Source organism: Brevundimonas sp. (genome assembly GCF_035935935.1).
In the GTDB taxonomy this organism is placed as follows: Bacteria; Pseudomonadota; Alphaproteobacteria; order Caulobacterales; family Caulobacteraceae; genus Brevundimonas.
Map to the genome: position 1 here is coordinate 55,443 of NZ_DASYWO010000006.1, position 20,301 is coordinate 75,743.

Sequence of the window (20,301 nt, forward strand, 5' to 3'; positions counted from 1 at the left end):
AGGAGCAGCCATGACCGACGCCCAGACCGCCGATCCCTCCGCCCTCGAAGCGCGCCTCGCCGGCCTGACCGACCGGTCGCTGCTGCTGCTGGACGACGATCAGGCGCTGCGGACGCGCATGGGCCGTGCGCTGGAAAGCCGCGGTTTCGAAGTGGTGACCGTCGCCTCCGTCGCCGAGGCCGGCGTGGCGGTCGCCGGCCGCCCGCCCGCCTTCGCCGTGCTGGACATGCGGCTGGAAGACGGCAACGGCCTGAAGGTCGTCGAGATGATCCGCGAGCGGCGCGAGGACAGTCGCATCGTCATGCTGACCGGCTACGGCGCGATCGCCACCGCCGTCGCGGCGGTCAAGGCCGGCGCGGTCGACTATCTGCAGAAGCCGGCCGACGCCGACGACGTGGTCAAGGCCCTTCTGATGACCGGCGAGGCGCCGGAACCGCCGGACAATCCCATGAGCGCCGACCGCGTGCGCTGGGAGCACATCCAGCGGGTCTACGAGCTGTGCGACCACAACGTCTCGGAGACCGCGCGCCGCCTGGGAATGCATCGCCGGACGCTGCAGCGCATCCTGGCGAAGCGGGCGCCGCGCTAGGTCCGCAGCGCCCGCATGGCGCCGAGGCGCGCGAAGGCCAGCGTCAGCGCCTTGCGTCGCGCGGGGGCCAGCGGCGTCGGCGTCGCCTGCCGCAGCACCGTGCCGCCGAACCCGTCGGCGACGATCAGGCCGCAGTCGCTTTCGATCAGGTCCTGCGGAAAGCCGGGATCCACCGCGAAGAAGAAGGCGTCGCAGAAGGGGCCGTACTCGCGCCACTTCTGGTCGCAACGGAAATCCTCGAGGCCGGACTTCACCTCGACGATGACGATCTCGCCGCGCGGGCTCAGGGCCATGACGTCGGCGCGCCGACCGTTGGGCAGGCCGACCTCGAGCAGGGGCGCATACCCCATGTCCACCAGCAGGCGCGCGGCGCCTCGCGTCACGGCCAGGGTGGTCTCCGGGCGCGAGAAGACGAGGTCGATCTGAAGCGCCGCCGCGGCCATGGCCGCATATGTTCCGGTTGTGTTCCGGCCGTCAAGCGGCGGCGGCTCACCCGCCCGTCGTCACCACCTGCGACGTGTTCAGACCCAGCTGGCGGGCGCGGGCCAGGGTCTGGCTGCGGACGGCCGCCGACGGGCTCTGGCTGCGGCTCCAGATCCACCAGTCGGACTTGTTCGGCAGAGACAGGATGGCCCAGCTGTAGTCGGGCGCGTGAGCCTGAACCCAGTAATTCTGGCCGGCCAGACCGCCGAAACTCAGCACGCCGCGCAGAGTGAAGCGGAACTTGGCGTTGTTCGACGGGTCGATGCGCGCATCGGCACGCAGCGTCTCGACCCGGCCATCGGCGCGCCGGGTGCAGGCTACGGTAATGCCGTATCGGTCGGCCCGGTTCGTCGCGGTGAAGTCGATCTGGGCGCGGCTGCAGTCCTTCTGCACGTCGTTGGGGCTGCGCGCGATCTCGAACCAGCGGCCGTCGAAGCGGTCGAGGTCGAGGCCCGACACCTGCGCCTGCGCGGCGACGGGAACCAGCAGGGCGAAGGCGAGGGCGGCGCTCGCGAGGTGGCGCATTAGGATCTCCATCTCTGCCCGACCCGTCAGATACGGACGGCCGACGTCAGCGGTTGCGCCGCGCTTTCCATCGCTCCCGCGTCTGACCCCAGCGGTCGACGGGGGCGTCCTGAAACGGCGGCGGCAGCCTGGTCGGGCCGAGATTGGACGAGCCGAGGCGTTCGGCCAGTCTTTGCGACGGGACGTTGTCCGGATCGATGCAGTGGATGACGTCCGTCCAGCCGAGCACGTCGAAGGCGTAGTCCAGCGCCGCCGTCGCGCCTTCGACGCCGTAGCCCTTGCCCTGGGCGTCGGGGTGCAGGCCCCAGCCCACCTCAGTCCCGGGCCACCCTTCGGGAGTCCACGGCCCCAGCCGGCCGACCCACAGGCCGGTCGACTTCTCGATCAGGCTGAACATGGCCACCCCCGTCAGCGTCCAGGCGCCCGCCATGGTCATGAAGCCGCGCCAGGCCGTCGCCGCCGGCTGGGGCCCGCCGATGAAGCGGGCGGCTTCCGGGTCGGCCATCATCCCGGCCCAGCGCGGAAAATCGGCCATGGCCGTCGGGCGCAGGATCAGGCGCTCCGTCTCCAGCGTCGGCCCGGGCGCGATCCCGTCGGTCACAGCAGATACTCCCGCTCCAGCTCATAATGGCTGCCGTCATGGGTCAGGACGCTGGACCAGAGACCGAACCGGTCCACCCGGGTGGGCGGCGAGGACAGAAGGTTGTGGCCGGTGATCCAGGCGCCGATGCGGGCCGGATCGGCCTGCGGCTTCAGATAGGCCAGCGTCACGTGCGGCCGGTAGGTCCGGGTCTCCAGCTTCAGGCCCGCACGTTCGCCCGCCGCGCGGCAACGCCCGGCGAGGACGTGCAGGCGCTCGTTGGCGGCGACGCCGGCCCAGATCGCGTGGGTGCGGTGGCCTTCGCCGAAGGCGCCGACGCCCGACAGCGAAAGATCGAGCGGACCGCCCGTCGCGGCGCGCTGCAGTTCCGCGGCCAGATCGTCCGCCGCGCGCTCGCCCACCTCGCCGTAGAAGGCCAGCGTCACGTGCAGCGCCTCGAGCGGCCGCCAGCGCGCGCCGGGCAGGCCGGTCTGGCGGCGCGCCAGAGGTTCCGACAGGTCGGGCGGCAGGGAAATCGCGGTGAACAGCCGGATCATGCGGCCATTGGTAGCGGCCGGAACGCGTGGTCCCAAGTCCGGTTTTTCTTGCGGAGCGGGAACCCGGCCCCGATATTCCGAAGCTGAACCCGGACCGATCCGGGAGATTTGGGAGATCGAACTCGCGATGAGCGACTTCAACAACGGTTATGCGCGTCCGCTGCCGCAATCGGCCGACATGTCGGTCGACGCCGGCCTGCGCGCCTTCATGCTGGGCGTCTACAACAAGCTGGCGCTGGGCCTCGTGGTGGCCGGCGTGCTGGCGTACGTCACCGGCAATGTGCCGGAGGTGACGCAGCTGTTCTTCGCCCAGACGCCGGACGGCCGGATCGGCCTGACCATGCTGGGCATGGTGGTGCAGTTCGCGCCGCTGGTGCTGCTGTTCGGATCGATGTTCTTCATGAAGAACCCGACGGCCGGCGGGGTGAACCTGCTCTACTGGGCCGTCGTGGCGTCGATCGGCGCCAGCCTGGGCTTGGTGTTCCTGATCTACACCTCGTCGTCGGTGGCCTCGACCTTCTTCGTCACCGCGGCCGCCTTCGGCGCGCTGAGCCTGTACGGCTACACGACCAAGCGGGACCTCGGCCCGCTGGGCACCTTCCTGATCATGGGCGTGATCGGTCTGATCATCGCCTCGATCGTGAACATGTTCGTGGGTTCGGGCACGCTGGGCCTGATCATCTCGGCCGCCGGCGTGCTGATCTTCTCGGCGCTAATCGCTTATGACACCCAGCGCCTGAAGATGACCTACTATGCGCTGGGCGGGGACCAGGCGGCGCTGGGCGTGGCCACCGGCTTCGGCGCGCTGAGCCTGTTCATCAACTTCGTGAACCTGTTCCAGTTTCTGCTGTCGTTCATGGGCAGCCGCGAGTAGGGCGAAAAAGCCTCTTGCGGGTCCGGCGGGGCGTCCGCTATACGCCCCGCTCTCGACTGAGAGCGCGGGCGTAGCTCAGGGGTAGAGCATCACCTTGCCAAGGTGAGGGTCGGGCGTTCGAATCGCCTCGCCCGCTCCAGTCAGAGACCGAAGAAGGCTCCGCTCCGGCGGGGCCTTTCTTGTTTTCGGGCCCGTGTTGCGCCAGCCTTCGTCCGGGGACGGGGGGCGGACATGACCATCGCGGACATCGAGCGGGAAGCGGGCAAGCGGCTGGACGCCTTCGTGGACGCGGCCTTCGCCTTCGCCGTGACCCTGCTGATCATCGCCGGCGCCGAGCCGCTGACCTCCTTCGCCGATCTGGGACGGGCGCTCGCCCATGTGCCGGCGTTCGCCTCCGGCTTTGCGCTGGTGACCATGTTCTGGGCCGCGCATCGCGGGTTCGGCCGCCTCACGTCGGAACGCGGCGGCGCGATCGGCCTGATCAGCCTGGCGATCGTGTTCACCGTGCTGGTCTACGTCTTCCCCCTGCGCCTGCTGACCGAGACGGGCATGGGCTGGATGTCGGGCGGCCGCCTGCCGGGGGCGGAGCTGATCGGATCGCTGGACGACCTGCGGGGCATCTTCGTCGCCTACGGCATCGGCTTCGGCTTCCTGAGCCTGCTGTTCGTGCTGCTGAACCACTGCGGCCGGCGGCACGCGCACGACGAGGCTGCGCGCGTGGCCCTGACGGCGGCGCGCGACGTGTGGATCCTGTGCGTGGGCGCGGGGCTGGTCTCGGCGGGGCTGGCGGCCTCGCCCCTGCTGGCCGGCATGCCGTGGGCGCCGGGCTTCGCCTACTGGCTGATCCCGGCGGGCATCGGCGTCTACTACGGCGTCAAGCGGCGGCCGAAGGCGGCCGTCTAGAGGCCCAAGGCCGCCTTCACGTCGCGCCAGTCGATGTATTTGAAGTTCTGTGCGCCGCCCGGATTGACGTCGTCCTGGACGACGATCAGCCCTTGGGGGAAGGCGTCGCCGACGGGGCCGCCCAGCGCGTCCAGACCGTCCGTGCCCGTGACGCCGTCGACGACGCCGTCGTGCACCGCGAAGCGTCCGATCCAGGTCGGACCGCCCTCGTCCAGGCGCCAGACCGCGAAGCCGGAGTCGCCCTGACTGGACGCGATCATGTAGCGGACGGTGCCGTCGATCAGGATGGTCGCCCCTTCGACGTCGGCCGTCAGCCGAACGCCGTCGACGGCCTGGACCTGGGTGCGGGCGTCGCCGGACGCCGGATCGAAGCCGTAGCTCCAGACGCCCACCATCTCCTCGTTGACGAACAGCGTGTCGGACGCCTCGTCGACGGCGCAGCCTTCCGAGATCGAGCCGACCTGGAAGCGGCGGACGATGCGGGCGGCGGGCTTGCCGTCGGCGTCCTCCGTGATCACCGACTGCACCACCTCCCCGGCCTTGGAGACCAGGATGGCGTGGACCTGGCCGTCGCGGCGGCCGAAGCAGAAGCCGTAAGGTTCGGAGACGTCGAACGGCACGACGCCCCAGGGCCGGACCGTGGCCGACACGCCCGGCTCATAGAGGAAGAAGGACACGCCCATGCGGTCAGCCCCGCGGTCGCTGGCGCCCAGCAGAACCTGGGACCGACCGCCGGCGCGGAAGCCGTCGACGACGTCGACGTTGTTGAGCAGGCCCTCGGGCAGGAACTGCATGACCTGCCCATCCAGCGCGTAGATGTAGAGACCGGCCTTCTTGTCCGTGCCGGCGACGAAGCCGCGCGAGGTCACCTCCCCGATGGTGATCGGCCGGGATGAGGCCCAGATCGCCGGATCGTCGGCGGCGTCGGCGTTGGCCGTGCCCACCGCGGGGGTTTCGAGGCGGGCCGTGACGGGAGCGCCGGGGCCAGGAACCTCCACGGTCGAACAGGCGGCCAGCAGGGCGGCGGCGGCGGTCAGGACGAGCAGGCGCATGGTGTGGATCCCCCGAATGACGTCGCGGCGGTCGCATCCGGAGACCCCCCGGGTCAACCCCCGGAGCGAGGCGCGGCGGCAACGTCACAAAACGGAGATCGTCGTGCGACGGGGGCGTCACTCAAGCTTCGCCGTAACGTCGTGATGCCAGCCTAACCACCGCCCGTCAGGCCGAGGCGAAACATCGTCCGGTCGTTGGGGAAGCACATCCAATGCGCATCAAACTGTTCATGGGCGCCGCGCTCGCGCCGCTCGCCCTGGTCACGGCCGCCCAGGCCCAAGAGGCTCAGGGCCCCGTCACGTCGGTCGAGGACGTCATCGTCACCGGCCGCCCCGTGCTCCGCAACCGCACCGACGACACCGCGCCGACGCTGTCGTACGACCGCGAATACTTCCAGCGGTTCGAGCCGCTGACGGTCGGGGACGCCCTGAAGCGCGTGCCCTCGGTCACCTTCCTGTCCGACGTGCTGGAATCCGACGGCGCCCGCCTGCGCGGACTGGACCCGGGCTACACCAAGATCCTGATCGACGGCGAGGAAGTTCCCGGCGCCGGGGTCGACCGTTCCTTCTTCGTCGACCGCATCCCCGCCGAACTGATCGAGCGTGTGGAGGTGGTGCGCTCCTCCTCGGCCAACCGCTCGGGCGACGCAGTCGCCGGCACGATCAACATCGTGCTGCGCGACGCCCTGTCGCTGGACGGCGGATACGTCCGTCTGGGCGCGATCATGTTCCCGGACAGCGAATATGGCGAATGGGGCGGCACCTATGGCGCGGTCTGGGGCGGCGAGGCCCTGGGCGGGCGCCTGCTGCTGGGCGCCAACGTGCAGGACCGCCGCAATCCCAAGAACAAGTACAGCCAGCGTTTCGACGAGCCCGGCGGCACGCTGGACAACACCGAGGTGCAGACGGACGTCCGCGACGGCACCGACTATGCCTTCAACGCGGCCTATGAGACCGAGATCGGCGGCGGGACGTTCGACGTCGCCGGCGCGTTCGTGCGCACCGATCGCGTGCAGGACGAGGACTCCATCGAGTACCTGGGCGGCATCGAGAACGCGGCCAACCTGTCGACCATCAACGACAACGACCTGGACATCCAGACCGACAACCTGACCGTCCGCACGGGCTATGAGCGCGAGATGTTCGGCGGCGACACCGAGTTCAAGCTGGCCTACGCCTCGATCAGCGACGAACAGTACGAGTTCGAAGGCGAGTCCGAGTATCGCCGCGACGCCATCATCTTCCCGGACGAGGACCGCTACACCCTCGATTCCACCACGACCGACATCCAGGACGAGGAGTGGAAGGCCGCGATCGAGCACGAGATCGAGCTGTCGAACGGCATGGAGCTGGAGTTCGGCCTGCAGGGCAACTGGAAGACCCGCGACAGCCTGGTCACCGAGACCCCGCGCATCCGCTTCACCGTGCCGAACGCCCCGGCGCCGCGCCCGGCCGTCCCGGCTTTCGGTCCGTCGACGCCGGTTCCGGGCGGCGACGTGACGATCGAGGAGAACCGCCTCGATCCCTACGTCATGCTGTCGGGCGAGACCGGCGCCCTGACCTGGGAAGCCGGCCTGCGCTACGAGACGACCGACACCACGATCACCGACCGCACCGTCGCGCCGGCCGATCAGGTCAGCGAGAGCGACGAGGCCGAGCTGCTGCCGTCGTTCAGCCTGCGCTACGCCCTGAGCGAGGACGACCGGATCATCTTCTCGGCCGCGCGCACTGTGCGCCGTCCCAGCTTCAACCGCCTGTCCCCGGCCCTGCTTGTGGAAGAGTTCGGCGACAGCGACTTCGTGGGCAACCCCGACCTGAAGCCGGAGATCGCCACCGGGTTCGACCTGGGCTTCGAGCGTCGTCTGGGCCGTCGCGGCGTGGCGGGCATGAACGTCTTCTATCGTGACGTCCAGGATCTGGTGGAGGAGACCAACACCGGCCAGGAAGGCGACGGCGGTCCGGGCACCTTCATCTACACCGTGGACAATGTCGGCGACGGCAAGGTCTACGGCGTCGAGTTCGACCTCTCGACCCCGCTGGACTTCATCGGCATGGAGTCGACCGGCGTGTTCCTGAACTACTCCTGGCTGGACTCCGAGATCACCGACTTCATCGGCGAGCGCCGGTTCAACAGCCAGTCGGACTACGTCTACAGCGTCGGCTTCACCCAGGATCTGCCCACCTGGGGCGCGGCTTTCGGGGCCAGCTACCGCAAGCAGGGCGACGCCTTCAGCCGCGTGCTGGCCGAGGAAGTCACCACCTCCTACGGCGCCGACCTGGAGGTCTTCGTCGAGAAGCAGTTCGGCTCCAACGTCGTGGTCCGCCTGACCGGCTCCAACCTGCTCGACTCGTCCAAGGACGAGGTCTTCGACAAGTTCGCGAACGAGGCCGACCAGCGGAACCGCGTCTACGACGAGTATGAAGTCGAGACCGAGGAAGCGGGGCCGGTGTACCAGCTGGTCATGCGCGTCGCCTTCTGACCCGATCCGCACACCGGCGAGGACCAAGGGGGGCCGGGCGGCGACGTCCGGCCCCGTCTTCGTGCCGAAAGGGGACGGCGAAGCTGGACCGGCGCCGGGAGGCGTTCTAGTCGCCTTGGGGGCGAGCGGTTCGCCTCTTGCAAGAACCCCGGACGGGCGCATCCGGCGCCCCATTTCGGGATGGAGCGCGCGTCATCATGGTCATGGAAGGGCAGATCGACTGGACGCTGGTGTTCGCCGGCCTGGCCGTTCTCGGCTTCCTGCTGGCGATCGCGGCCTGGCTGTGGGGTCTGACCCGCCGGGGCCGGACCGACGCCACCGGCGCCGCCCTGGACGACGCCGTCCGCCGCGCCGAGACGGCGGAGGCGCGCACGCTGGAGATCCTGAACGCCATTCCCGTCGCGCTGGTGGAGACCGACAAGCAGGGCAAGTTCGTCTTCGCCAACCGGGCGGCGCATCAGCTGCTGGGGCGCCGCGACGCCGAGCTTCTGGGCCTGCGCTTCCACTCGGCGACCTGGGGCATCACCTACCCGGACGGCCGCGCCATTCCCCCCGACCTGCTGCCCAGCGCGCGCGCCCTGCGCGGCCAGACGGTCAAGGGCTTCCAGCACCTGCTGGCCAACCCGGCGACGCGCCGCAAGATGCTGGTGTCCGTCACCGCCATGCCGATCGAGACGGCCAACGGCGAGATCGTCGGATCCACCGCCGCCATCGTCGAGACCGACGGTCTGACCCAGCCCGTCATGGAGCCGGACGTCGCGGCCCCGCCTGAACCGGCGACGTCGGACGGCCTGGTCCGGCGGGTCTTCGAATCCGCGTCCAGCGCTCTGGTGATCCTCGACGCCGAGGGTCGCGTGCGGGAGGCCAACCCGGTGGCGCGCACGTTGAGCGGCCGCGACGACCTGATCGTCGGCGGCGATTTCGCCGACCTGTTCGCCGGCGAGGAGGAACGGGCGGAGGCCCGCCAAAGCCTGCGCGCGGCGCTGGCCGCGCCGGTCGGCGAGGCCGGGCCCCTGGACGTGCACGGGGGGCGCGCGGCCGGCACGCGGTGGCGCCTGTTGCCCCTCCTGGCCGAGGACGGATCGGTCGAGGCCCTGCTGGCGGCCGGGGAGCGGGCCGGCGGCGACCTGGCGACCGGGGCGGAGACCGCCGGCGAGACGGCTCCCGTCGAGGACCTGAGGCCGGAGCTGGACGCCCTGCGTGCCCGGCTCGAAGCCGCCGAAGCGGAGGCGGAGCGCGCCCGCGCCGAAGCGCGCGCCGAGGTGGAGGCCGCGCGACGGCTGGAAGGCGTCGGACGCCTGACGGGAGGGGTCAGTCAGGATTTCCACGCCCTGCTGGGCGTGATGACCAGCGCGCTGGACATGATGGTGAGCCAGGCCGAGGAGCCCGAGCGCGTGCGTCGCCTCGGCCGCGCGGCCCTGGCCGCGGGACAAAGAGGCGAGGCTCTGACCCGTCGTCTGGCGGCCTTCGCGGAGGGCGAGGACGCCGCGCCGGTGCAGACGATCGATCTTGGCGCCGTGGTGCGCGGGATGGAGGGCAAGTTGCGGCTGGTCGCCGGGCCGGCGGTGGACCTGATGGTCGAGGTTTCCCCGACGCCGATGGTCGCGCGCGTCGATCCGGTGGCGCTGGAGGGCGCGCTCGCCGCCCTGGTCTCCAACGCCGCGCAGGCGACCGGCGGCCGGGGATCGATCGCGGTGCGCCTGTCCGGGGTCGACGACGCCCTGCTGCGTCTGTCCGTGCGGGACGACGGCCCCGGCATGGACGCGGACGTCGTAAGGCGTGCGGTCGAGCCCTTCTTCACGACGCGGGAGGGGGCGGCGGGTCTGGGGCTGTCGCAGGCGCACGCCTTCGCGCGTCAGTCGGGCGGCGCGTTGTCGATCGAGTCGACGCCCGGAGCCGGCGCCACGGTGTCGCTGGACCTGCCGGCCGCCGGCTGACGGACTCGCGGTCCGCCACGTTTTGGAGTTTGATCGTCCCATAACGGGAAAGGCGATCCGATGAAGCTCCTCCGCGTCGTGCTGCTGCTGGCCGTTCTGGCCTATGCGGGCTGGCTGGCCTGGCCGGTGATCTCGCCCCTGATCGAGGGCGCCGACCCCGGCGCCGCGATCACGCGCGTGGGCGCGGAGATGGGCGCGGGCGGGACCCTGACCGCCGTGCTGTGGATCGGGGCCATCCTGCTCTATCTGATCGCGGCCGGCATGCTGGGTTCGGGAAACCCGCGGGCCGCAGCCGCCTATTTCCTGGGCTTTCTGGCGGACGCGGCGCTGCGACTGGCCATCGATCGCGGTCGCGGCGGCGCCGGCGAAATGACGACGCGGTCGGCGGAGGCGTCCATCGCCGAGGGCGGGCCGGCCGCGGCGCCGGGCGACCTGGGCGCCTCGCTGGGCGTGGATCCGATGTGGCTGGTGCTGGGCGGACTGGTTCTGCTGGGCCTGCTGATCGTCGTGGCGACGCGACGGCGGCGGCGGGCGCGCACCCCCGGCCAGCTGGCGATCTGAGCGGCGCCGCGCGGTTGATTCCGCGCGCGTGATCGCTAGGTTCCCGGCGCGCGCTCTCCCGACGCCCGAGGACCCCATGGCCGACCAGACCCCCGCCTACGACGTCATCATCATCGGCGGCGGCCCCGGCGGCTACAACGCCGCGATCCGCGCGGGCCAGCTGGGTCTGAAGGTCGCCTGCGTGGAGATGCGGCCGACGCTGGGCGGGACCTGCCTCAACGTGGGCTGCATGCCGTCGAAGGCCCTGCTGCACGCGTCCGAGCTGTTCGAGGCGGCGTCGAAGGACTTCGCCGGCCTGGGCATCGAGGTCGCGCCGAAGCTCAACCTCGGCCAGATGATGGCCCAGAAGCAGGACAGCGTGACGGCCCTGACCAAGGGCATCGAATTCCTGTTCAAGAAGAACAAGGTCGACTGGCTGAAGGGCCGCGGCCGTCTGGACGGACCTGGCCGGGTGGTGGTGGAGGGGCCCGACGGCGCCGCGACCTATGAGACGAAGAACGTGATCATCGCCACGGGGTCCGAGCCGACCCCCCTGCCGGGCGTGGAGTTCGTCGAGGGCAAGGTGGTGGACTCCACCGGGGCCCTGTCGCTGCCGGCCGTGCCGAAGTCGATGGTGGTGATCGGCGCGGGCGTGATCGGACTGGAGCTGGGCTCGGTCTGGCGTCGCCTCGGCGCGCAGGTGACGGTGATCGAATATCTGGACGCCATCGGCGCGGGCATGGACTCCGAGGTGGCGACCGCCTTCCAGCGTGGCCTGACCAAACAGGGAATGACCTTCCGCATGGGGCAGAAGGTGACCTCGGCCTCCGCCGGAGCCGACGGCGTCGCCCTGACGGTAGAGCCTGCCAGGGGGGGCCAGGCCGAGACCCTGACGGCGGACGTCGTTCTGGTCGCCATCGGTCGCCGCCCGTACACGCAGGGACTGGGGCTCGAGACGGTCGGCGCGGCGCCCGACGCCCGCGGCTTCGTCGCCCACGACCATTTCAAGGTGGCTGACGGCGTCTGGGTGATCGGCGACGTGACGCACGGACCCATGCTGGCGCACAAGGCGGAGGAGGACGGCGTCGCCGCCGTCGAGCTGATCGCCGGCAAGGCGGGACACGTCGACTACGACCTGGTGCCCAGCGTCATCTACACCACGCCGGAAGTGGCCTGGGTCGGCAAGACTGAAGAACAGCTGAAGGCCGCGGGCGTCGCCTATTCGAAGGGCAAGTTCCCGTTCACCGCCAACAGCCGGTCAAAGATCAACCACGAGGGCGAGGGCTTCGTGAAGGTGCTGGCCGACAAGGCCACCGACCGGGTTCTGGGCGTGCACATCTACGGGCCGCAGGCGGGCGAGCTGATCGGCGAGGCCTGCGTGCTGATGGCCTTCGGCGGCGCGTCCGAGGATCTGGCCCGCATCTGCCACCCGCACCCGACCCGGTCGGAAGCGGTGCGTCAGGCGGCCATGGGCGTCGAAGGCTGGACGATGCAGGCCTGACCGGCCCGCGTCGCCTTTCTCAGTAGCGCTGCAGCACGCCCAGCCGGTCCTTGACCTCCGGCCGGGGCTCCACGGCGATGAAGGCGGCGCACAGGCCGGCCCACAGGGCATAGGACACGCCCACCACCGCCGCCAGCGGCAGACCGCCGACGCCGAACAGCAGCAGCGCCGTCTCGGTGAAACCGAGCGCCTGTCCGACGTCGGCCGAGGTCACCCAGCCGAGGATCGAGACGATCAGGGCCAGCAGGCCCTGCAGCGCCACCGCCAGCAGGCCGCCGTAGAACATGAAACGCCAGACGACGCCCATCCGGGTGCCGGGACGGCCGGTCCGCACATGCTCACGACGCAGCCACCACAGCAGGGTCGGCACGGCGATCACGCCGACCGCCAGCACGATCAGCCGCCAGTCGGTGTCGACGCCGCGAAACCACGTCGCGGGACGCCAGATCAGCAAGGTCAGCCACAGCGGCGGCCACAGCACGCCGGCGACGGCGGCCAGCACCAGCGCGGCCGTCGAGCGCTTCCAGGCCACGGGATCGCGGCCCGGCAGGCTCTTCGGATCCTCGAAATCGACCTTCATCGCGTGGGGACCGGGGTTGCGCCGGAATAGTCGTAGAAGCCGCGCCCGGCCTTGCGGCCCAGCCATCCGGCCTCGACGTACTTCACCAGCAGGGGACAGGGCCGGTACTTGCTGTCGGCCAGCCCGTCGTAGAGCACGTTCATGATGGCGAGGACGACGTCCAGGCCCATGAAGTCCGCCAGCTCCAGCGGCCCCATCGGGTGGTTGGCGCCCAGCTTCAGCGCCGCGTCGATCGAGGCCACGTCGCCCACGCCCTCATACAGGGTGAAGACCGCCTCGTTGATCATCGGCGCGAGGATGCGGTTGACGATGAAGGCGGGGAAGTCCTCGGCGTTCGTCGTCGTTTTGCCGAGGCTTTCGGCGAAGGCCACGGCGGCGTCGTAGGTCGCGGCCGAGGTGGCGATCCCGCGCACGATCTCGACCAGCTTCATCGTCGGGGCCGGCTTCATGAAGTGCAGGCCGATGAAGCGGTCCGGCCGGTCCGTCGACGAGGCCAGCCGGGTGATCGAGATGGACGAGGTGTTGGACGCCAGCAGGGTGTCGGCGGCCAGATGCGGAGTCAGTTCGGTGAAGACGGCCTTCTTGACGGCTTCGTCCTCGACCGCCGCCTCGATGACCAGATCGGCCGTGCCGACCTCGCCCAGAGAGCCGGCGGCGGCGATGCGGGCCCCGGCGGCGGCGCCCTGCTCCGCGGTCAGGACCCCGCGTTCCACCTGTCGCGCGAGGCTGGCGCCGATCTCGGCGCGCGCCGTCGCCACGCGGGCGGGATCGACGTCGTAAAGGCGGACCTGATAGCCGCCGGCCGCCACGGCCTGGGCGATGCCGGCGCCCATCTGGCCGGCGCCGAGGATGGAGACTGTGCGGATGGAACTCATGACTTCCGGATGATGTCGGACGGCCCCGCCCGTCGCCGCCACCTTAGAAGGCGCGGCCATGGGCGCAAGGGCGGCAAGGCCTCAGAATCCGCCGAACAGCTCGTACAGCGCCTGACACGACATCGGCAGGATGTAGCGCTGAATGCCGGAGATCAGGACCAGCGCCACCAGGGGCGACAGGTCGAAGCCGCCGATCGGCGGGATGATCGACCGGAGCGGAGCCAGAACCGGCGCGGTCACGGCGTCCAGGAACCGGGCGATCTGCGACACGAAGCGGTTGCGGTAGTTGATGACGTCGAAGGCGAACAGCCAGCTGAGGATCACCGTGCCGATGATCGCCCACCACAGGAAGCTGAAGGCCGTTCCGACCAGAAAGCAGATGAAGCCCGCGATGCCGCCGCCCATGGAAGAAATCCGTCCGACTGATGCCCTTGCCCGCTTCTAGCCGCCCCGGCCGCCGCGTCCAAAGGATTCCGCGGCGCGTCCCGTTGACACGTCCCCTCGGGGCCGCCTATGTCGCGCCCTCGCCTGGACCGGGAAACCGGGGCCGTAGCTCAGTTGGTAGAGCGCGTCGTTCGCAATGACGAGGTCAGGGGTTCGACTCCCCTCGGCTCCACCAGGCCCCCTTAAAAATAAATCCCCGTCCGCCGGAGCCGCCAAGCTTGGCCGTGCGTTGGCCGTGCGGAGAGGGAGCTTCCGCATGTCCGAAATCTGCCAGATCGCCTACCTCAGCCGGGCGACCACGCCGATGGACCACCTGCTGAACATCGCCGAGATCCTCGCCGTGTCCCAGCGCAACAACTGGCGGGACGGGATCACGGGCGCGCTGGTCTACGCTGACGGCCGGTTCTTTCAGGCGGTGGAGGGCCGGCCGGAATCCGTGGATCGGCTGATGGCCCGGGTCGGCGGCGATCCCCGCCACGCCGACGTCGAGGTGGTGCTGCGTCGCCCGGTCGCCGAGCGCGGATTCCCCGACTGGTCGATGGCGGCGCCGCGCATCACCCCGGAGGCGGAACCGCTGATGCGCGAGGCGGTCGAGACCGCGACCAAGGACCCGGAGAAAGCCGTGGGTCTGCTGCGGCGCCTCACCGAGGTGGACGCCATCCACACCTGACGGGCCTCATTCGCCCTCGTCGAACTTCCGGTCGACCAGATCGGCCAGGGCCGCCACGGCGTCGTCGGCATCCGGCCCCCGGGCCGCGATCTCCAGACCGCAGCCGTTGCCGGCGCCCAGCATCAGCAGGCCCATGATGGACAGGGCGTTGACCGTCGCGCCGTCGCGGGTGACGCGGATTTCGCTCTCGTAGGCGGCCGCCAGCTTGACGAACTTGGCGCTGGCGCGCGCGTGCAGGCCGCGCTGGTTGCAGATGCCGACCGTGCGGCGAACCCACGTCTCTTCGCTCATTTGTCCCCCGACAGCACCCAGGACGCGACCGAGATGTACTTCCGTCCGGCGTCCTGCGCATGCGCCACGCAGGCCTCGATGGGTTCGCGGCCCCGCACGCCGGCCAGTTTGATCAGCATCGGAAGGTTCAGCCCGGCGATGACCTCGGCCCGGGTTTCCTCCATCACGGAGATGGCCAGATTCGACGGGGTGCCGCCGAACATGTCGGTCAGGAGGATGACGCCCTGACCGTCGTCCACGGCATGCGCGGCGTCGACGATGTCGCGCCGTCGACGCTCCATGTCGTCGTCCGGCCCGATGCAGATGGCGGCCACGCCGCGTTGGGGCCCGACCACGTGCTCCATGGCGGCGAGGAACTCCGACGCCAGTCCCCCGTGGGTGACGATCACCAGACCGATCATGAAGGGAGCGATCCCCGCGACCGGGCCCAATCCGGCCCGCAAGCGGCGCTTGATAGGCCAAAGCGCGTCGAGATCAAAGCCGTCGGACGGCGTGTCGCACCACGGCGGCGGCGGAGGGCGCGCGGGCGTCCACGTCCAGGGCGGCGAGGTCGACGCCGTCCCGGCTCCAGACCTGCGGCTCCGGCAGACGTTCGGGCGGATGACCGACGCAGGCGACGACCAGTCCCAGCCGGACCACGGTCCGCGACGGCGCCGCGACGATGCCGAGGCCGCGCACCTCCATCCTGCCGGCGATCGTATCCGGACAGGCGGCGTGAAGCGCCTCGCCGTCACGCCAGACCAGCGTGGCGTCGTCGGCCACCAGCCGGGCGCCGCCGTGGATCAGGCGCAGGGCCAGATCGCTTTTCCCCGAACCCGAAGCCCCCGTCAGAAGCACGCCGGTCCAGCCGGCCGGGCCGAACAGCGCCACGCAGGTCGCGTGCAGGGGCTGGAGGGTCACGTGGCCGTGCCGTCCGTGGGCAGCACGACGGTGAAGCGGGCGCCCTCGACCTCGCCCGCATCCGACCCCCGGTTCTCCGCCCAGACCCGCCCGCCGTGGGCCAGCACGATCTGTCGGACGATCGACAGGCCGAGGCCGGAGTTGCCGCCGAACGCCGTGCCCTTGGGCCGCGACGTGTAGAAGCGCTCGAACACCGTCTCCAGATTCTCGTGCGGAATGCCGGGGCCGTCGTCGTCGACCGTGATCCGCCAGCCGTCCACGTCGCGGGCCAGGGCCACCCGTACCGTGCCGGACCCCGGGCTGAAGGACAGGGCGTTGTCGATCAGGTTGCGGAACACCTGACCCAACGGGCCGTCCCTACCGGTCAGCCGCGCCGCGCCGCCGACCGAGGAACGGAAGGTGACGGGCACGGTCCCCGGGCGCGGAGAATCGCGATAGACGCCCACGACTTCGCCCAGCAGCGCGCCGAGATCCACCACCCGCAGGCGGTCCCGGGCCAGTTCGGCGTCCAGACGCGAGGCGTTGGAGATGTCGGTGATCAGACGGTCGAGGCGGCGCACGTCCTGCTGGAGCAGGGCCGTCAGACGCTCGCGCTGCTCCGGCGTCCTGACCAGTTCGAGCGTCTCCAGCGCCGAGCGGATCGAGGTCAGCGGGTTCTTGATTTCGTGCGAGACGTCGGCGGCGAACCGCTCGATGGCGTCCATCCGCTCCGACAGGGTGGTGGTCATGGTCTCGAGCGAACGGGCCAGGTCGCCGATCTCGTCGCGACGCCCCTCAAGATCCGGAAAGGAGATCGCGCGGGCTCTCTGCATCCGCACCTGATCCGCCGCGGCGGACAGGCGCATGATCGGCCGCACCACGAAGATGTGCAGCAACAGCGACGACAGCAGGGACACGGCCAGCGCCACCAGGGCGAACGGCATCAAGGCCGCACGCTGCGCGGCCAGGATGGCGTCGACGTCCGCCGCCTCCAGCGTGAGCACGCCGAGCACCTGACGGACGTGGCGGATGGGGATGGAGACGGAGATGACCCGCTCGCCGGTTTCGGATCGGCGGACGACGACCTGCGGCTCTCCGTCGAGCGCGGCCTCGACCTCCTGCGCCAGCGCGGCGCGGGCGCGCTCGACCTGCGGATCCTCGCCGGGCGCGCGGGCGGCTTCCAGCCGCCGCATCGCGCCCGACCCGACGGGCGGAAGGGGGCGTCCCGGGATCTGGTCGGACACCTGGAAGCTGTCGGCCACGAACAGACCGTCGGCGTCGTGGACGCTGGCGCGCTGGCCGGCCGGGATGAAGGTGTCGCGAAGCCAGTCGGCCACCTCCAGCACGTCCAGCGCGGGGCGCGGCTCCCCCTCGGTGATGCCCAGTTCGCCCAGCACGTTGGCCAGGAGCTCGGCCTGCGACAGCAGGGATTCCTGTCGCGCCTCGACGAGGCCGCGCCGCCACTCGTTCAGCGCCAAAGCCCCGCCGAACAGGATCAGCAGGCTGAGCAGATTGAGGATCAGGATCAGGGCGCCGAGACGCGAACCGAGAAGCCGAAGCCTCGGTCTCAGCCCTTCGTCCGTCTCCTGACGATCAGCTCTCGCGATATCGGTAGCCGACGCCATACAGGGTCTCGATGGCGTCGAACTCCGGGTCGACCATCCGGAACTTCTTGCGCATGCGTTTCACATGGCTGTCGATGGTCCGGTCGTCGACGTAGACCTGATCGTCGTAGGCGGCGTCCATCAGGTTGTCGCGGCTCTTCACGAAGCCGGGGCGCTGGGCGAGGGCCTGCAGCAGCAGAAACTCCGTGACCGTCAGCTTCACCGCCTTGCCGTCCCACGTGCTCTCGTGGCGGGCCGGGTCCATCGTCAGCTTGCCGCGCTTGATGGCGCGCGAGGCGGCGTCGCCGGCGCTTTCCGGCTCGACCCCCTCGGCGCCCGTGCGGCGCAGCAGGGCCTTCACCCGCTCGATCAGCAGGCGCTGGCTGAAGGGTTTGTGGATGTAGTCGTCGGCGCCCAGGTTGAAGCCGAGGATCTCGTCGATCTCCTCGTCCTTGGAGGTCAGGATGATCACCGGCAGGGTCGAGGTCTGACGCAGGCGGCGCAGCACCTCCATGCCGTCCATGCGGGGCATCTTCACGTCGAGGATGGCCAGGTCCGGCGGGCTGGCCTCCAGCGCCTCCAGGCCCGTGGCGCCGTCATGATAGGCGGTCACCTTGTGGCCGTGGCTTTCCAGCGCCAGCGACACCGAAGCCACGATGTTCTCGTCGTCGTCCACGAGGGTGATGTTGGCCAAGTCCGTCTCCTTGGGGCCCGCGCCCCCTTCCGTGGCGTTGCAACGCGCGGGAAGCGTAACCGTTCTGCCGTTCCGCGGCGAGAGCAAGGCGCAAGGTAGGCGCGCCGGGGGCGGATCGAAACCCCGCCTTAAGCCGCGTCGCCTAGATTCGGCCCCTCAGTAGGAAGAGCGTTCATGTCCGGGGCCGTCCACTACGAGGTCTTCATCCGCAAGACGGCGCCCGCGCCGTGGTCCCTGCTGATGGCCACGGAGGACCGCAAGATCGCGGTGGAGACCGCCGAGGACCTGCTGCGCGACGACCGCGCCGCCGCCGTCCGCGTCACCAAGGAGACGCTGGACCCGGAGACGCTGGAGTTCTCCAGCATCACCGTGCTGAACCGCGGCGCGCCCGAGGTCGCCCGCAAGCGCGTGGTGCCCGAGGAAGAGGCCGGACCGCGCTGCGGCGGGCCGCAGGACCTCTATACGCCGCAGGCGCGGGAACTGCTTGGACGCGTGCTGGAGGACTGGCTGCAGCGTCAGGGCGTGACGGTGTTCGAACTGCTGCACCGGCCGGATCTGGCGGAACGCCTGGAGGCGGCGGGCGTGGAGCTGCAGCACGCGGTGCAGAAGGTGGCGGTGCCGGAAAGTCAGGCCGTCGGGCAGCCGGTCCACGAACTGATGCGGCACTATCAGAAGCTGGCGGATCAGGGCATCGAGCGGCTCGTCTCGGCGGGGCGGCGCAAGCTGTTCCTGGGGCTGGAGGACCGCAGCCTGGCCGATCTGGCGCACCGTCTCGCCGGCGCGCCCGATCGCGCCTTCGTCATGGGCGGGGTGGTGGCGGGCGCCTTGCAGGGGGTGAAGGGCCCGCGCGCCCGGCTTGAGCGGCTGATGTCGCTGGCCGACGCGGCGCCGCTGGAAGGACCTCCGCGCGCACTGGTCATGGTCGTGATCGAGCAGATCCTGTGCGAGCTGCTGTCGTCCCGCACAGGTCTGGCCGACGTGCTGGGACCGTCGCTGGATCAGGGCGCGAGTCTGGCGGCCGTGGTGCGCATGGTCGCGCCCAGGGAGATCGACGCCCTGATCGCGCAGGATCCCCGGCTCGACCTGCTGATTCCGACCGTGGACGGTCCGGCGGCGCGGCTGGGCGCGCGGCTGCAAGCCGGCGAGTTCCCACTGCTGGGCGCCGCTCTGGCGCGCATGGTGCTGCGGGAGCTCATGAGCCCGCGCCGGCTGCGCCCACGGGACGCGGCGGGCGAGATCGACATCCTGCGCGGGCTCGCCCTGACCCTGACCGCCACGGCGGGGCGGCTGCTGACGCTGGACGAGATCCAGAACGCCTTCACCGAACGGTCGAAGAGTCTGGTGACCGCGGACTTCGTGGCCGCCTACGTCAAGGATTGCGATACCGTGCTGTGCGAGGCCGAACAGCTGACGCGCCTGTGCGAGAACGTCACCGGCCTCGCCAACAAGCGATCGGCGGCGCGCTGGCTGGCCGCCTGCGTCGGCTCCCTGCGGTTCGAGAGCGAGATGCGCCGCCACGCCGACGGCCACTCCCACGCCCTGGCCGCCCTGGCCGCGCTGCAGAAGTCGGTGCGCGCCTCGGCGCTGTCGCCGACGGACGAGGAGGCCATCCTGACCGCCATCGGCGCGGTCGGCGGGACGGTCGAGGCCGAGGCGCGCATCGTCGCCCAGCTGGCCCGTTCGCCCGCGCCCGTTCCCGCCCGCCTGCGCGTGCTGCTGAAGCTGGCGGCGGGCGAGACGGGGCCGGCCGGGCCTTGTGCCGACAGGGCGAAGGCCGAGGCCGTGAAGATGCTGCGCATGCCGGAGGTGCGGGGCGCGCTCGGGGCTGCCCCCGACGAGGTCGCCCCCATCAAGGCGCTGATGCGTCAGGCGGGTCTCGCCGCCTGACGGTCAGGCGTCAGTCGAAGATGTCGAAGATCGACGGCCGCTTCTTGCGGTAGCCGTGACCGTACTCGCCGCGCTCGCCATATTCCCCGCGCTCTCCATACTCGCCGCGTTCGCCGTGGCCCCAGTGCTGCGGTTGGGACGGCGGGGCCTGATGGCGCGGCGGAGGCGGCGCGGCCGCGGGCTGGGGCGCAGCGGTGCGGGGCGCGTCGTCCACGGCGGCCTGCATAAGGTTTTCCAGCTCGCCCCGGTCCAGCCAGACGCCCCGGCATTTCGGACACATGTCGAACTGTACGCCGGACCGCTCCACGGTCTGCATGGGGGCGTCGTCGTTGGGGCACATCAGAAGGGGCATTCGG

General features: G+C 70.5%; 23 protein-coding genes and 2 tRNA genes. 11 read left to right on the top strand and 14 right to left on the bottom strand.

Annotated features, from left to right (window positions below; translation table 11 throughout):
* Positions 1-10 precede the first annotated feature (10 nt).
* Positions 11-589, top strand: a complete 579-nt coding sequence (locus VGR32_RS07255) for an ActR/PrrA/RegA family redox response regulator transcription factor (protein ID WP_327449545.1) — start codon at positions 11-13, stop codon at positions 587-589.
* Here the strand turns inward: VGR32_RS07255 and mmcB are convergent.
* Genes mmcB through thpR form a run of 4 tightly spaced genes read right to left on the bottom strand, consistent with a single transcriptional unit; the run spans position 586 to position 2,734 of the window.
* On the bottom strand, positions 586-1,032 hold the full coding sequence (gene mmcB, locus VGR32_RS07260; protein WP_327449546.1) for a DNA repair putative endonuclease MmcB: 447 nt from the start codon (positions 1,030-1,032) through the stop codon (positions 586-588). The genes VGR32_RS07255 and mmcB overlap by 4 nt on opposite strands.
* 46 nt (positions 1,033-1,078) lie before the next feature.
* On the bottom strand, positions 1,079-1,597 hold the full coding sequence (locus VGR32_RS07265) for a lipocalin family protein (RefSeq protein ID WP_327449547.1): 519 nt from the start codon (positions 1,595-1,597) through the stop codon (positions 1,079-1,081).
* Between the two features lie 46 nt (positions 1,598-1,643).
* Positions 1,644-2,198, bottom strand: a complete 555-nt coding sequence (locus tag VGR32_RS07270) for a GNAT family N-acetyltransferase (RefSeq protein WP_327449548.1) — start codon at positions 2,196-2,198, stop codon at positions 1,644-1,646.
* Complete coding sequence (gene thpR / locus VGR32_RS07275; protein WP_327449549.1) at positions 2,195-2,734, bottom strand: RNA 2',3'-cyclic phosphodiesterase; 540 nt, start codon at positions 2,732-2,734, stop codon at positions 2,195-2,197. Before thpR ends, VGR32_RS07270 begins: the two co-directional genes overlap by 4 nt.
* A gap of 127 nt (positions 2,735-2,861) precedes the next feature.
* Between thpR and VGR32_RS07280 the strand changes: the two genes are divergently transcribed.
* From VGR32_RS07280 to VGR32_RS07290, 3 genes are all read left to right on the top strand, one after another.
* Complete coding sequence (locus VGR32_RS07280) at positions 2,862-3,608, top strand: Bax inhibitor-1/YccA family protein (protein ID WP_327449550.1); 747 nt, start codon at positions 2,862-2,864, stop codon at positions 3,606-3,608.
* A gap of 64 nt (positions 3,609-3,672) precedes the next feature.
* Positions 3,673-3,747, top strand: a tRNA-Gly gene (locus VGR32_RS07285).
* A gap of 92 nt (positions 3,748-3,839) precedes the next feature.
* Positions 3,840-4,511 (top strand): TMEM175 family protein, encoded by a 672-nt coding sequence (locus VGR32_RS07290; RefSeq protein WP_327449551.1) that lies wholly within the window; start codon positions 3,840-3,842, stop codon positions 4,509-4,511.
* On the opposite strand, the gene VGR32_RS07295 is transcribed toward VGR32_RS07290, so the two are convergent.
* Positions 4,508-5,563 (bottom strand): phytase, encoded by a 1,056-nt coding sequence (locus tag VGR32_RS07295; RefSeq protein ID WP_327449552.1) that lies wholly within the window; start codon positions 5,561-5,563, stop codon positions 4,508-4,510. The genes VGR32_RS07290 and VGR32_RS07295 overlap by 4 nt on opposite strands.
* A 212-nt stretch (positions 5,564-5,775) precedes the next feature.
* Here VGR32_RS07295 and VGR32_RS07300 point away from each other — a divergent pair, with 212 nt between their 5' ends.
* The 4 genes from VGR32_RS07300 (at position 5,776) to lpdA (ending at position 12,021) form a co-directional block, all read left to right on the top strand.
* Positions 5,776-8,043, top strand: a complete 2,268-nt coding sequence (locus tag VGR32_RS07300; RefSeq protein WP_327449553.1) for a TonB-dependent receptor — start codon at positions 5,776-5,778, stop codon at positions 8,041-8,043.
* 197 nt (positions 8,044-8,240) lie between these two features.
* The gene (locus VGR32_RS07305; protein ID WP_327449554.1) at positions 8,241-9,980 is read left to right on the top strand and encodes a PAS domain-containing sensor histidine kinase; all 1,740 of its coding nucleotides are present in this window, start codon (positions 8,241-8,243) and stop codon (positions 9,978-9,980) included.
* A gap of 60 nt (positions 9,981-10,040) precedes the next feature.
* A complete protein-coding gene (locus tag VGR32_RS07310) occupies positions 10,041-10,541 on the top strand; it encodes an LPXTG cell wall anchor domain-containing protein (protein WP_327449555.1) in 501 nt (166 codons plus the stop codon).
* Positions 10,542-10,617: 76 nt separating this feature from the next.
* Positions 10,618-12,021, top strand: a complete 1,404-nt coding sequence (gene lpdA, locus VGR32_RS07315; RefSeq protein ID WP_327449556.1) for a dihydrolipoyl dehydrogenase — start codon at positions 10,618-10,620, stop codon at positions 12,019-12,021.
* A gap of 19 nt (positions 12,022-12,040) precedes the next feature.
* On the opposite strand, the gene VGR32_RS07320 is transcribed toward lpdA, so the two are convergent.
* From VGR32_RS07320 to VGR32_RS07330, 3 genes are all read right to left on the bottom strand, one after another.
* On the bottom strand, positions 12,041-12,601 hold the full coding sequence (locus tag VGR32_RS07320; protein ID WP_327449557.1) for a phthalate transporter: 561 nt from the start codon (positions 12,599-12,601) through the stop codon (positions 12,041-12,043).
* A complete protein-coding gene (locus tag VGR32_RS07325) occupies positions 12,598-13,476 on the bottom strand; it encodes a 3-hydroxybutyryl-CoA dehydrogenase (RefSeq protein ID WP_327449558.1) in 879 nt (292 codons plus the stop codon). Before VGR32_RS07325 ends, VGR32_RS07320 begins: the two co-directional genes overlap by 4 nt.
* A gap of 81 nt (positions 13,477-13,557) precedes the next feature.
* Positions 13,558-13,881: a YggT family protein gene (locus VGR32_RS07330; RefSeq protein ID WP_327449559.1), complete on the bottom strand. Its 324-nt coding sequence runs from the start codon at positions 13,879-13,881 to the stop codon at positions 13,558-13,560.
* A gap of 138 nt (positions 13,882-14,019) precedes the next feature.
* On the opposite strand from VGR32_RS07330, the gene VGR32_RS07335 reads away from it, so the two are divergent.
* Positions 14,020-14,095: transfer RNA gene (locus VGR32_RS07335), tRNA-Ala, on the top strand.
* An 81-nt stretch (positions 14,096-14,176) separates the two neighbouring features.
* A complete protein-coding gene (locus VGR32_RS07340) occupies positions 14,177-14,590 on the top strand; it encodes a BLUF domain-containing protein (protein WP_327449560.1) in 414 nt (137 codons plus the stop codon).
* A 6-nt stretch (positions 14,591-14,596) separates the two neighbouring features.
* Here the strand turns inward: VGR32_RS07340 and VGR32_RS07345 are convergent, their stop codons facing one another.
* The 5 genes from VGR32_RS07345 to VGR32_RS07365 form a co-directional block, all read right to left on the bottom strand.
* Positions 14,597-14,881 (bottom strand): HPr family phosphocarrier protein, encoded by a 285-nt coding sequence (locus VGR32_RS07345; protein WP_327449561.1) that lies wholly within the window; start codon positions 14,879-14,881, stop codon positions 14,597-14,599.
* Positions 14,878-15,282, bottom strand: a complete 405-nt coding sequence (locus tag VGR32_RS07350; RefSeq protein WP_327449562.1) for a PTS sugar transporter subunit IIA — start codon at positions 15,280-15,282, stop codon at positions 14,878-14,880. The genes VGR32_RS07345 and VGR32_RS07350 overlap by 4 nt, the downstream gene beginning before the upstream one ends.
* A 73-nt stretch (positions 15,283-15,355) precedes the next feature.
* The gene (locus VGR32_RS07355) at positions 15,356-15,781 is read right to left on the bottom strand and encodes an HPr kinase/phosphatase C-terminal domain-containing protein (RefSeq protein WP_327449563.1); all 426 of its coding nucleotides are present in this window, start codon (positions 15,779-15,781) and stop codon (positions 15,356-15,358) included.
* A complete protein-coding gene (locus VGR32_RS07360; protein ID WP_327449564.1) occupies positions 15,778-17,385 on the bottom strand; it encodes an ATP-binding protein in 1,608 nt (535 codons plus the stop codon). The genes VGR32_RS07355 and VGR32_RS07360 overlap by 4 nt, the downstream gene beginning before the upstream one ends.
* Positions 17,354-18,058: a response regulator transcription factor gene (locus VGR32_RS07365; protein ID WP_327449565.1), complete on the bottom strand. Its 705-nt coding sequence runs from the start codon at positions 18,056-18,058 to the stop codon at positions 17,354-17,356. Before VGR32_RS07365 ends, VGR32_RS07360 begins: the two co-directional genes overlap by 32 nt.
* Positions 18,059-18,232: 174 nt before the next feature.
* Here VGR32_RS07365 and VGR32_RS07370 point away from each other — a divergent pair, with 174 nt between their 5' ends.
* Positions 18,233-19,945: a hypothetical protein gene (locus tag VGR32_RS07370; protein ID WP_327449566.1), complete on the top strand. Its 1,713-nt coding sequence runs from the start codon at positions 18,233-18,235 to the stop codon at positions 19,943-19,945.
* A gap of 10 nt (positions 19,946-19,955) precedes the next feature.
* Here the strand turns inward: VGR32_RS07370 and VGR32_RS07375 are convergent, their stop codons facing one another.
* Positions 19,956-20,297 (bottom strand): zf-TFIIB domain-containing protein, encoded by a 342-nt coding sequence (locus tag VGR32_RS07375; protein WP_327449567.1) that lies wholly within the window; start codon positions 20,295-20,297, stop codon positions 19,956-19,958.
* Positions 20,298-20,301: the final 4 nt, after the last annotated feature.